At 69.4% G+C, this 11,739-nt stretch carries 13 protein-coding genes; 10 read left to right on the forward strand and 3 right to left on the reverse strand.

The annotated features are described in order from the left end of the window. Positions 1-29: 29 nt before the first annotated feature. The 3 genes from MKK75_RS20985 (at position 30) to MKK75_RS20995 (ending at position 1,250) form a co-directional block, all read left to right on the forward strand. Positions 30-488: a peptidylprolyl isomerase gene (locus MKK75_RS20985; protein WP_244044453.1), complete on the forward strand. Its 459-nt coding sequence runs from the start codon at positions 30-32 to the stop codon at positions 486-488. A gap of 71 nt (positions 489-559) precedes the next feature. Continuing rightward, positions 560-949 (forward strand): type II toxin-antitoxin system RelE/ParE family toxin, encoded by a 390-nt coding sequence (locus MKK75_RS20990; protein ID WP_244044454.1) that lies wholly within the window; start codon positions 560-562, stop codon positions 947-949. Then, a complete protein-coding gene (locus MKK75_RS20995; RefSeq protein ID WP_244044455.1) occupies positions 927-1,250 on the forward strand; it encodes a helix-turn-helix domain-containing protein in 324 nt (107 codons plus the stop codon). The genes MKK75_RS20990 and MKK75_RS20995 overlap by 23 nt, the downstream gene beginning before the upstream one ends. Here MKK75_RS20995 and mobA read toward each other — a convergent pair. The 3 genes from mobA to MKK75_RS21010 all read right to left on the reverse strand — a co-directional run bounded on the left by mobA (position 1,201) and on the right by MKK75_RS21010 (position 3,469). After that, positions 1,201-1,857 (reverse strand): molybdenum cofactor guanylyltransferase MobA, encoded by a 657-nt coding sequence (gene mobA / locus MKK75_RS21000; protein WP_244044456.1) that lies wholly within the window; start codon positions 1,855-1,857, stop codon positions 1,201-1,203. The two genes, MKK75_RS20995 and mobA, sit on opposite strands and share 50 nt — an antisense overlap. Positions 1,858-1,861: 4 nt before the next feature. Next, entirely contained in the window at positions 1,862-3,010 is a 1,149-nt protein-coding gene (locus tag MKK75_RS21005; RefSeq protein WP_244044457.1) for an Mrp/NBP35 family ATP-binding protein, read from the reverse strand. Between the two features lie 171 nt (positions 3,011-3,181). Beyond that, on the reverse strand, positions 3,182-3,469 hold the full coding sequence (locus tag MKK75_RS21010) for a hypothetical protein (protein ID WP_244044458.1): 288 nt from the start codon (positions 3,467-3,469) through the stop codon (positions 3,182-3,184). A gap of 143 nt (positions 3,470-3,612) precedes the next feature. On the opposite strand from MKK75_RS21010, the gene MKK75_RS21015 reads away from it, so the two are divergent. The 7 genes from MKK75_RS21015 (at position 3,613) to hisN (ending at position 11,218) form a co-directional block, all read left to right on the forward strand. Then, positions 3,613-4,116 carry a pyridoxamine 5'-phosphate oxidase family protein gene (locus MKK75_RS21015; protein WP_244044459.1) on the forward strand — a complete coding sequence of 168 codons (504 nt, stop codon included), beginning with the start codon at positions 3,613-3,615 and terminating at the stop codon, positions 4,114-4,116. A gap of 124 nt (positions 4,117-4,240) precedes the next feature. Beyond that, positions 4,241-5,533 (forward strand): nicotinate phosphoribosyltransferase, encoded by a 1,293-nt coding sequence (gene pncB, locus MKK75_RS21020; RefSeq protein ID WP_244044460.1) that lies wholly within the window; start codon positions 4,241-4,243, stop codon positions 5,531-5,533. Positions 5,534-5,792: 259 nt separating this feature from the next. Further along, positions 5,793-7,244 (forward strand): MmgE/PrpD family protein, encoded by a 1,452-nt coding sequence (locus MKK75_RS21025; protein ID WP_244044461.1) that lies wholly within the window; start codon positions 5,793-5,795, stop codon positions 7,242-7,244. A 54-nt stretch (positions 7,245-7,298) separates the two neighbouring features. Next, positions 7,299-7,514 (forward strand): hypothetical protein, encoded by a 216-nt coding sequence (locus MKK75_RS21030; protein ID WP_244044462.1) that lies wholly within the window; start codon positions 7,299-7,301, stop codon positions 7,512-7,514. Between the two features lie 195 nt (positions 7,515-7,709). After that, positions 7,710-8,081, forward strand: coding sequence for a hypothetical protein (locus MKK75_RS21035; protein ID WP_244044463.1), 372 nt, complete (start codon positions 7,710-7,712; stop codon positions 8,079-8,081). Positions 8,082-8,237: 156 nt separating this feature from the next. Then, positions 8,238-10,322, forward strand: a complete 2,085-nt coding sequence (locus MKK75_RS21040; protein ID WP_244044464.1) for an AI-2E family transporter — start codon at positions 8,238-8,240, stop codon at positions 10,320-10,322. A 107-nt stretch (positions 10,323-10,429) separates the two neighbouring features. Next, positions 10,430-11,218, forward strand: coding sequence for a histidinol-phosphatase (hisN, locus tag MKK75_RS21045; protein ID WP_244044465.1), 789 nt, complete (start codon positions 10,430-10,432; stop codon positions 11,216-11,218). Positions 11,219-11,739: the final 521 nt, after the last annotated feature.

Genomic DNA, 11,739 nt, shown 5'->3' on the forward strand with positions numbered 1-11,739 from the left:
ACAGTTCCCCAAACCGGAAGGATAACGACATGGCCGACAACGAGACCATCGTGCTTGAGACCACCAAAGGCCGCGTCGTGATCGCGCTGCGCACCGACCTCGCGCCGGGCCACGTGGAGCGCATCAAGACGCTGGCATCGCAGGGCTTCTACGACGGCGTGCCGTTCCACCGGGTGATCGACGGGTTCATGGCCCAGACGGGCGACCCGACCGGCACCGGCTCGGGCGGCTCGGACCTGCCGGACCTGAAGGCCGAGTTCAACGCCGAGCCGCACGTGCGCGGCACCTGCTCGATGGCGCGGACCAACTTCCCGCACTCGGCGAACTCGCAGTTCTTCATCTGCTTCGACGACGCCCGCTTCCTCGACAAGCAATACACGGTCTGGGGCACGGTCGTGGAGGGCATGGACGTGGTCGACACGATCAACAAGGGCGAGCCGCCGCGCTCGCCGGACAAGATCGTGAAGGCGAGCGTCGCGGCGGCCTGATCGTCCGCTCGCCCGCGCGCCCAACGCGGCGTGCGGGCGAGCCTCGCGCACGCCATCGGTGCCACCCTTTCGTGGCCTCCGAGCCTCAAAATGGCCTGCGCACCTTCAAGACAGCGTGGTTTGCCAAGGCGGCGAGAAAAGCCGGACTTGCGGATCGGGCGCTATGCGCCGCGATGTGCGAAGTCGCGAACGGCCAATCGGACGACCTCGGCGGCGGCGTCTTCAAGAAGCGCCTGAACCGGAACAGGCACCGGAGCATCATCCTGACCAAGGCCGGCGCCTATTGGCTGTATCAGTACCCGTTCGCCAAGCAGGATCGCGCCAACATAGAGGACGATGAGCCGAGAGCCTTCCGTCAGCTGGCCAACGCATTCGGGAAGACCTCTGAGGCGGATATCGCCCGCCTCGTCTCGACCGGGCACATCACGGAGATCTGCGATGGTGGGGAAGCGGACCTTTAAGAGCGACGCCTTCGAGTCGATCCACGCGACCGCGGTTGCCCTCCATGAAGCCGGTGTGACCGACGCGGCGGGGCTGCGCTGGTTCGACGAAGCGTGCCTCATGGCGCCGCCCGCGATCGAGCCGGCTCAGATCAAGAAGCTCCGTGAGAGCCTCAACGTCAGCCAGCCGGTCTTTGCCCGATATCTCAACACGAGCGAAAGCACTGTCGAGAAGTGGGAGACAGGCGCCAAGAAGCCCAGCGGCATGGCGCTCAAGCTCCTGGCGATCGTTCAGAAACATGGTCTTCAGATCCTGACCTGAAACCGAGCGCTTCCGCCGCCGCCAGATCCACCGGCGTGTTGATGTTGAGGAACGGGTCCAGCGGCTCGACCGGCCAGGACGCCACCGCCGCACCGTACCGGTCGAGGAAGGCGCCGACGCGCCGCTCGCCCCGTGTGAGATAATCCCGCAGGTCGTCGCGCAGGGCCGCCGGCCAGAGGGCGATCGTGTAATGCTGCCGTGCACCCGACGCCGCCAGGGCGAGGCCGGTCTCCGGCGCGACGGCCTGGAGCCGCGCCACCAGATTCTCCGGCAGGAACGGGGCATCGCCCGACACGCTGACCACCCGCGCGATGCCCTGCGCCGCCGCTTGCTCCAATCCGGCCAGAATCCCGGCGAGCGGGCCCGGTTGATCCGGGAGCGGATCCGGCAGGATCGGCCCCGGAAACCCCGTGAACCGCGCCGGGTCGCCGTTGGCGCTGAGCGCCAATCCCGCCCCGCATTGCGGCCCGAGCCGTTCGACCACCCGCTCCAGCAGGGTCCGCCCCCCGAGGCGCAGCAGCGGCTTGTCGCCACCGCCCATCCGCCGCGCCCGCCCGCCGGCCAGGATCAATCCAAGGACCGGCGAAGACGATGCCGGCGGCGCCATGGCCTCACTCGAAGACGATCTTCGGCGCCGTCCGGCCCACCGGTGCGCCCGACAGGTTCGCCCAGAGCTTCGCGGCGATGTCGCGATAGACCTTGGCGTGCGGCCCCTCCGGATCGGTCGCCACCACGGGACGGCCGGCATCCGAGGTTTCGCGGATGGTCATGTCGAGCGGCACCTCGCCGAGGAACGGCACGCCGAGGCGCTGCGCCTCGATCCGCGCGCCGCCATGCCCGAAGATGTGCGAGGCGTGGCCGCAATTCGGGCAGACGAAAGTCGCCATGTTCTCGATCACGCCGAGGATCGGCACCGCGACCTTCTTGAACATGGTCACGCCGCGCCGCGCATCGATCAGCGCGAGATCCTGAGGCGTCGAGACGATCACGGCGCCCGCGAGCGGCGTCGCCTGCGCCATGGTGAGCTGCGCATCGCCGGTGCCGGGCGGCATGTCGACCAGCAGCACGTCGAGTTCGCCCCAGAGCACGTCGCGCAGCATCTGGGTGATGGCCGACTGCACCATCGGACCGCGCCAGATCATCGCCGTCTCGGGCTCGATCAGGAAGCCGATCGACATGACCTTGAGGCCGTAGCCGACCATCGGCTCCATGGCCTTGTTGTCGACGACATTCGGCTTGCCCGAGAGCCCGAACAGCTTCGGCACCGACGGGCCGTAGATGTCGGCGTCGAGGAGGCCGACCTTCAGCCCCTGCGCCTGGAGCGCGAGGGCGAGGTTGCAGGCGGTGGTCGATTTGCCGACGCCGCCCTTGCCGGAGGCCACCGCCACGATGTGGCGCACGCCGGCGATCTGCGGTCCCTGATTGGGCGGAGCGCCGGGCCGGGGTGGGGCCGCCGGCGGCGGTGTCACGGGGCGCGGGGCGGCGGTGCTCTGAGCCGGATGGCTTTGGTTCCGCTCGGAGGTCAGGCTCGCGAACACGCCCGAGACGCCCGGCATCTGCAGGACGCGGCCCTCGGCCTGGCGCCGCACCGGCTCGAACCGCTCCGCCTCGCTCGCATCGACTAGGATCGAGAACATCACGCGGCTGTTCGGATCGACCACGACCTGGGAGAGCCGCCCCGAGCCGGGCAGGGTGGTGCCGGCGGCATCGACGGTGACGTCGGCGAGCGCCTTCAGCACGTCGTCACGGGTGATCGCCACAATCGTTCTCCACCGGGCAAGCAGGTATGCCAGTGCATGTAACCGAGCCTGCCCAGAACACCAGACCCTCGGTCTGCGATTGCCAGCCGCGCCTCGATTCCGCACGCCTTGCCGGTGCCGAGCCTTGCGAAGCTTCCGATGGCCGGCGCTCGGATCTGCCGGACCAATGTCTCAATGCGGGTTCGCGATCAGATTGCACTCCTCCATCGGCCCGCGCACCACGGTCCCGTCGCCGCGCCGGTAGACGCCGTTGCGGACGTGCCGGCAGCCGAGGGGGCCGCGCAGCCGCTTCACGCGCTCGATATGGACGCTGCCGTAACGCCGATTGGATACATCGTGGCCGCCGATGCGCACGCCTGGGCCGAACCGCACCGCGGCCCCCGCCGGCAGGACCGCTAGAACAAGCGCATCGAGGGCCAGCAGCACGGTGGCCCGCCGCCTCGCCGGTGACTGCGCCATCCGAACCTCTGTCTCCGCACGCGCAAGCTGAACCAACCGGAGATTGATCCGTTGTCGGGGCAGCCTTCAGGCGGGGCCCCCTCCGGAGCGCATCCGCGCCCCGCGGGAATCACCGCTCGGACCGACGATCAGGAGACCAATTCATGCATCAGGGCAACCACCGCGACCACGAGGGCGCGAAGAAGCTGTTCGAGCTCATCAAGGACGTGAAGATCGCCATGATGACCACCGTCGATGGCGACGGCACGCTCAACAGCCGCCCGATGTGGAACAACGACGCCGACGAGAACGGCGACCTGTGGTTCTTCACCAAGCTGCACTCGCCCAAGACGGCCGAGATCAGCAAGGACAGCCAAGTCAATCTCGCCTATTCCGACCCGTCGAGCCAGACCTACGTCTCGGTGGCGGGCAAGGCCGAGATCGTGCGCGATCAGGCCAAGATCAATGACAAGTGGAATGAGAGCCTGAAGACCTGGTTTCCCAACGGCAAGGACGATCCGGAGGTCGCGCTGATCCGCGTCCATCCCGAGAAGGGCGAGTACTGGGACAGCCCGAACAGCACGATGCTGCACCTCTACGGCTACGTGAAGGCCTCGCTCACCGGCGAGAGCCCCAAGACCGAGACCAAGAAGGTGGATCTGGGCTGAGACCGGGCTTCAGAGACTCGGATTTCCGCGGGCGGTCTCCGGATGGAGGCCGCCCGTCTTCTTGACGGGGCCGGGCTCGGCATGCGCTCTGCGTCGGCACGGCGCGGCAGAGTCTTCAAGAAAAATGCTCGATCTGGCCAAGCGGGTTTACGATCACAGCTTCCGCATCGACCCGATCGTGCGGTCGCTGCTCGACACGGATTTCTACAAGCTGCTGATGGCGCAGTCGATTCTGCGCCGGCACCCGGACATCCGCGCCACCTTCGGCATCACCAACCGGACGCACCGGATCCGCATCGCCGAGGAGGTCGATGCCGGGCTCCTGCGCGAGCAGCTCGATCACGCCCGGACGCTGCGCCTCAGCAAGGGCGAGGTCACGTGGCTGCGCGGCAACGTGTTTCGTGGCCAGGGGCGGATCCTGGAGCCGGACTTCGTGAGCTGGTTCGAGACCTTCCAGCTCCCCGAATACGAACTCGCGGTCCATGACGGGCAGTACGAACTCACCTTCCACGGCCCCTGGGTCGAGACCACGCTGTGGGAGGTCCCGGCGCTGGCGATCCTGAACGAGCTGCGCGCCCGGGCCGTGCTGCGGGGCATGGGCAAGCTCGATCTCCAGGTGCTCTACGCCCGGGCCATGACCCGGGTCTGGGAGAAGATTCAGCGGCTGCAGAAGCTGCCCGACCTGTCGGTGGCGGATTTCGGAACCCGTCGCCGCCACGGCTTCCTGTGGCAGGATTGGTGCGTGCAGGCCATGGCGGAGGGGCTGGACGGGGCGTTCCTCGGCACCTCGAACTGCCTGATCGCCGCCCGGCAGGAGGTCGAGCCCGTGGGCACCAACGCCCATGAATTGCCGATGGTCTACGCAGCGCTCGCCGAGGATGATGCCGCGCTCGCCGCCGCGCCCTACCGGGTGCTGGCCGACTGGCAGGAGGATTACGGCGGCAACCTGCTGGTGATCCTGCCCGACACCTACGGCACGACCGGCTTCCTGGCGAACGCCCCGGCCTGGGTCAGCGACTGGACCGGGATCCGCATCGACTCCAAGGATCCGATCGAGGGCGGCGAGGAGGCGATCCGGTTCTGGCAGGAGCGCGGGCGCGACCCGCGGGACAAGCTCGCGATTTTCTCCGACGGGCTCGACATCGACGAGATCGAGCGGATCCACGCCCGGTTCCACGGGCGGATGCGCATCGGCTACGGCTGGGGCACGCTGCTCACCAACGACTTCCGCGGGCTCCTGCCGGACGGCAAGCTCGATCCGGTCTCGATCGTCTGCAAGGTCACGGAGGCGGACGGGCGGCCGACCGTGAAGCTTTCCGACAATCCCACCAAGGCTCAAGGGCCGATTGAGGAGGTCGCCCGCTACCGGCGGGTGTTCTCCGTGGGCGAGCAGGAGGCGCTGCCGGTGGTGGTGTGAGAGCCAGCCCTCTCGCGGTTTCAGGCAGAGATCCGACGCCGTCACGTCGAAGCAGTCTGCATCGCCCTGTTCCCGGGCGCATGGATCATGAACGCCGTTGGCACCCCTCTCACGCCGTGCCCTCAGCCAGAAAGCCTCTGCCTGGGCAGTGTCAGTCCCGCCGTTGTGAAACACGCGGGCTGACGACGCACGATCTAATTCATTATCATGTCGACCAACCGGAGCTGCCGCGGGCAGCCCGTCGCGGGAGAACGCCGAGATGATGAATCGCCGCTCGCTGATCGGAGCCGCGGGCCTCGCCCTGACGCCGCCCGCCCTGCAGGCCGGGCAGGCCGCCGAGGCGTCGAAGCCCCCCGCCAAGACGCCCCCGCCGCCCGTGACGAAGATCCTGGCGCAGTGGATCCTGGGATCCTCCTCTGACACCCTGCCGGAGAACGTCCGCCGCGAGGGCGTGCGCAGCTTCCTGAACTGGGTCGGCGTGGCGATCGGCGGCTCGCACCACGAAACCGTGGACGTCGCAGCCTCGGCCCTGCAGCCCTTCTCGGGGCCGCCCCAGGCCGGGCTGTTCGGCCGGACCGAACGCTTCGACATCATGAACGCCGCCTTCCTCAACGGCGTGGCAAGCCACATCTTCGACTTCGACGACACCCACCTGAAGACGATCATCCACCCGGCCGGCCCCGTCGCCTCGGCGATCCTGGCCTATGCCGAGATGAAACCGGTCTCGGGCAAGGATTTCCTCGACGCCCTGGTGGTGGGGATCGAGACCGAGTGCCGGATCGGTAATTCCGTCTATCCGAACCATTACGATGCCGGCTGGCACATCACCGGCACCTGCGGGCCGTTCGGCGCGGCCGCCGCCGCCGGCAAGCTGATGGGGCTCACCGAGCAGCAGATGGTCTACGCGCTGGGACTCGCCGCCTCGCAGCCGGTGGGCCTGCGGGAATCGTTCGGCTCGATGAACAAGAGCTTCAACCCGGGCCGGGCGGCGGCGAACGGCCTGTTCGCTGCGATCCTGGCGGCCAAGGGCTTCACCTCGTCGGACGGGATGATCGAGGCCAAACGCGGCTGGGCCAACACGATCTCCACCAAGCAGGACTGGTCGGAGATCACCGACGGCCTCGGCACCCGCTACGAGTCGCTGCTCAACACCTACAAGCCCTTCGCCTGCGGCATCGTCATGCACCCGACGATCGACGCCGCGATCCAGATCCGCGACGCAGATCACGTCAAGCCGGAGGACATCAAGCGCGTCGACCTCAAGGTCCATCCGCTGGTGCTGGAGCTGACCGGCAAGACCGCGCCGAAGACCGGGCTGGAGGGCAAGTTCAGCATCTACCACGCCGCCGCGGTCGCCTTCGTGGAGGGGGCGGGCGGCGAGAAGCAGTTCAGCGACCGGGCGGTGAACGACCCCCGCGTGGTGGCGTTGCGCCAGAAGGTGATGCCGGTGGTGACTCCCGGCATCGACGCCGCGCAGGTCGACATGACCGTGACCCTGAACGACGGGCGGACGTTCCACCGCCACATCGATCACGCCATCGGCAGCGTCGAGAAGCCGATGTCGGATGCGCAGCTGGAGGCGAAGTTCACGGACCTCGCCGCGGGCGTGCTGCCGGAGACGCAGGCCAAGCGGGTGATGCAGCTCTGCTGGTCGCTGCCGGAGCTGAAGGATGCGGGCGACGTGATGCGGGCCGGCGTGCAGGGGGCGTGAAGCCCGACGAGGCCAGCCGTTGACGACCTGCCGCCACGGCGGCAGGATCGCGCCATGACCGACCTGCCTATGAAAGACATTCGCAAGATCAGCTTCGATGCCGCTCGAAGTGTTGCCGGCTCTCAGGCCGGCGATGCCGAAGTCGCCATCGGTCTCGATTCGTCCGACGAGCCCGTCTATTTCAACACGGTTCAACTCGAGCCAGGCCAGCCATCTATCCTGACGCCAGCCGATAAGATTCGGATCAGCCTGAAGATCAGAGACCTCTGATCGAGGCCGGAGACGAATGCTATCCAATCGTCCGTTTCCTGTCGCGCGACGACCGGGACGCCCGCACCCGTGCTCGATCCCCATGAGTTGCTGCAGGTCGGGCGCGCCCTGGCGGCCGGACCTTCGCCGGTCGACGCCTAATGCCGTCGCGCGATCTCGTCAGCCTGCTACGCGTTGTTTCATACGGCTCTGAAATTGGCGGCCGTGCGCTTCGTGGGCGCGCCGCACAGCCATACAGCGGCCTGCGCTTTGATCGATCGTGGGTTCGTCCATGGTCGGATGAAGGACGGCTGCAGGTCGATCGACCGGCCAATCCTGGGGCAACGGCAACAGACGCTCTTGCGGCGGCGCAGCGTTTCACCCGAGGCACGGGTATTCGCAACCGTGTTCATGAGCTTGCAGGATTTGCGGCACAAGGCCGACTACGATCCCCAGGTGGTCGTCCAGCGATCGGACGCCGTAGACGCGTGCGATAAGTCCGAGGTCGCCGCCCAGGCCCTGGCCGCCATCGAACCGGTGGAGCTCGCGGATATCCTCGCTCTGCTCCTGGTCGAATTGCGGGCGTGACGAGGCCTTCGGCGCCACGCCGTGGCCTGAGGGGTATGCCCCGCCCACGATCGCGCCGCGCGGGATCGTTTTCCCCGCCCATGCCGTTCCTCGTGGGCGCGCCCCGTCCGACCCCGGTGGGCGCGCGCAGGTGGCGTTCGGGGCGCGGATCGCGGCATGGCAACGAGAACCCCGGTCGGGGGTGAACCAGCGGGGCGGCAGGGCGCGTCCCCGATCCCGCCGCGCCCCGCGCGCGTCGCCGCCGCCGAGACGCCACGCGCCGCGATGGCATCGCCGGTGGTGGTGGGCGCCACCATCATCGCGGCGCTGTATTTCGGCCGCGATATCTTCATCCCGATCGCGATCGCGCTGCTCCTGTCGTTCGTGCTGACACCGCTGGTGAATCGCCTGCGGCGCCTGCGCCTGCCGCGGCTGGTGGCGGTGGGCGTGAGCGTCCTGCTGACCCTGGGGATCGTCGCGGCGCTGGCGACCCTGATTGGCATCCAGGCGGCGGATCTCGCGGGGGACGTCCCGCGCTACCGGTCCACGATCGAGCGCAAGGTCGACGGCCTGCGCGACTCCCCCGTCGGGCACCTGACCGCGTACGTGGCCAATATCGGCCGGGCTCTCCATACCGGCGGCAAGGAGGCGGGCCAGGAAGCGGGCCGGGAGGTCGGCAAGGAGGCGGCCAAGGCCGGCGGCGCTGCGGAGACGCCGGCTACCCCGCCGCAACCGGCGCCGGACCAGGCGGCGTCACCGCAGAAACCCATCGTGGTCGAGGTCGCCTCGACCCCGCCCGGGACGATGGAGATGTTTTCGACCGTGCTCGCGCCGGTGATGCACCCGCTCGCCACCGTGGGCATCGTGTTCGTGGTGCTGCTGTTCGTGCTGATGCAGCGGGAGGACCTGCGCGACCGGATGATCCGGCTCGCGGGGTCGAGCGACCTGCACCGCACCACCGTGGCGATCGACGACGCGGCGCGCCGACTCAGCCGCTACTTCGTGGTGCAGCTCGCCCTCAACGCCGCCTTCGGGGTCGTGGTCGGCATCGGGCTCTACGTCATTGGCGTGCCGAACCCGGTGCTCTGGGCGATCTTCGCGGCCCTGATGCGCTTCGTGCCCTATCTCGGCGCGTTCGTGTCGGCGATCCTGCCGATGGCGCTCGCCGCCGCGGTCGATCCCGGCTGGAACATGATGATCGCGGTGGCGATCCTGTTCGTCGTGCTGGAACCGCTCACCGGCCAAGTGTTCGAGCCGATCTTCTACGGCCAGTCCACCGGTCTCTCGCCCTTCGCGGTGCTGGTCTCGGCCCTGTTCTGGACCTGGCTGTGGGGGCCCGTCGGCCTGCTGCTCTCCACGCCGCTCACCGCCTGCCTCGTGGTGCTCGGCCGCTACGTGGAGCACCTCGAATTCCTCGACGTGCTGTTCGGCGACCGGCCGGCGCTCACCCCCGTGCAGAACTTCTACCAGCGGATCCTCGCGGGTGATTCGGAGGAGGTGCTGGGCCATGCCGAGCTGATCCTGCAGCAATGCGCGCTCTCGTCCTACTACGACGAGGTGGTGCTCAAGGCGCTCGAACTCGCCGCCCGGGATGCCGCGCGGGGCGTGCTGACCGCCCGGCAGAAAGCGGCGATGCGCACGGCGCTGGGCGAGTTGATCGCCGACCTCGCCGACCGGAGCGACGCCGTCACGCAGGCCGCGGGGCAGGGGGGTGGCGCAGCAGGCGAGGGCGCCTGCAGCCCGCTGCCCATGGGCCCGGCGCCGGACGGCCTCGCGGCGGCCTGGACGCGGCAGGGCGCGGTGCTGTGCATCTCCGGGCGCGGCTTCCTCGACGAGGCCGCCGCCGCCATCCTGGCCCAGATCCTGGAGAAGCGCGGGATCGGCGCCCGCACCGTGCCCTTCGCCGAGGCGTCGGCGGCGCGGATCGGGCGCTTCGAGCCCGGGCCGGCCCGGATGGTCTGCATCATCTCCCTGGTGCTCGACGGCGAGCCGACCCATCTGCGCCGCCTGATTCGGCGCCTGAAGGAACGGATACCCGGCGTGCCGGTTCTGCTCGGCCTCTGGCTCGCCCGGGACGACAATCGGGCCGCATCCGGCGCGCAGCGATCGGCGGGAGCCGACATGCAGGCCGGCTCGCTGCGGGCCGTCGTGGAGGCCGTCCTGGCCGCCGCGCAGGAACCGGAGCCCGGGGATGCCGCCGCAATCCATGCCCCTGCGGCCGGTGACCGGGCTCGGCCGGCACACGCAGCCGCGGGGGCATGAGTCCGCCGTTCCGCTCGCGGGGACTTGACGGCCGGGGGGACGCACCGGTTTCGTCAGCCGCCGGGCGGTCGATCGGGCCGGCCGCAGATGGACGGGGAAGTGAGCCGATGAGCGTCGTCGAACTCGGGCGGTTCCTGGACGATCTGGCGGACGCGTCCGGGAAGGCGATCCTGCCGTTCTTCCGCGCCCAGTTCGGGCTCGACGACAAGGCGAGCGGTGGCGCCCCGTTCGATCCCGTCACGGAGGCCGACCGGGCCGCCGAGGTCGTGCTCCGGAAAATGATCGGCCAGACCTTTTCGGGCCACGGCATCCTGGGCGAGGAGTTCGGCGCCGAGCGGACCGATGCCGAGTGTGTCTGGGTGCTCGATCCGATCGACGGCACCCGGGCCTTCATCGCGGGGCTGCCGACCTGGGGCACGCTGATCGGGCTGACCCGCCACGGCGTGCCCGTGCGCGGGCTGATGCACCAGCCCTATCTCGGCGAGCGCTTCACCGGCGACGGGAAGAGCGCCCGCCTGCGCGGGCCCGCGGGCGAGCGCACCCTGCTGACCCGCCGCTGCGGCGACCTCGCCCAGGCGATCCTGGCCTCCACGGATCCGCGGCTGTTCGCGGCCGGGGAGGAGGCCGCGCGCTTCCGGGCGCTGGAGGGGCAGGTGCGGATGTCGCGCTACGGCACCGATTGCTACGCCTATTGCATGCTGGCGGCGGGCCAGATCGATCTGGTGGTGGAGGCGGGGCTGAAGCCCTACGACATCGTCGCGCTGATCCCGATCATCGAGGGAGCCGGGGGGCGGATCACCACCTGGGACGGCGGCCCGGCGGCCGGGGGCGGTCGGATCGTGGCGGCCGGCGATCCGCGGCTGCACGCGGCGGCGCTGAAGGTGCTGAACCTGTGAGGGCAGGGGGGCGGATTCTTTTGCGTGCCAGCGTTACGGCCGGAGACAAGGGCTCCCACGCTTATGACGCGCGCCCTCCCTCCCCCCTTTGCGGGGGAGGGAGGGCGGCGCGCTTGCACAAGACCTTCGGGACCCATCCGCGTGCTGCTGAACGCGCCCGTCCTGCTCGCCAGCCTGATGCCGCCGGCGGCCGCCCGCGTGGATGCCCTTCCGAGCGCGCCGTCGACGGCCCTCGCCGGCGCCGGACAGTGACGGTGGCGCGCGGGGCGGGCGGGCAGTGAGGCGGCCCGCCGCCGGCGGCATCGGGCTGGCGCGCACGGCGGCAGCCTCATCCAGCACGGTGATGCGTCCCGCAGGTCTTGTGCACGCGCGGCGCCCTCCCTCCCCCGCAAAGGGGGGAGGGAGGGCGCGCGTCATAAGCGTGGGGGCCCTTGTCTCCGGCCGTAACGCTGGCACGCAAAAGAATCCGCCCCCCTGCCCTCACAGGTTCAGCACCTTCAGCGCCGCCGCGTGCAGCCGCG

This window comes from Methylobacterium sp. J-030 (assembly GCF_022829545.1).
Lineage (GTDB): Bacteria > Pseudomonadota > Alphaproteobacteria > Rhizobiales > Beijerinckiaceae > Methylobacterium.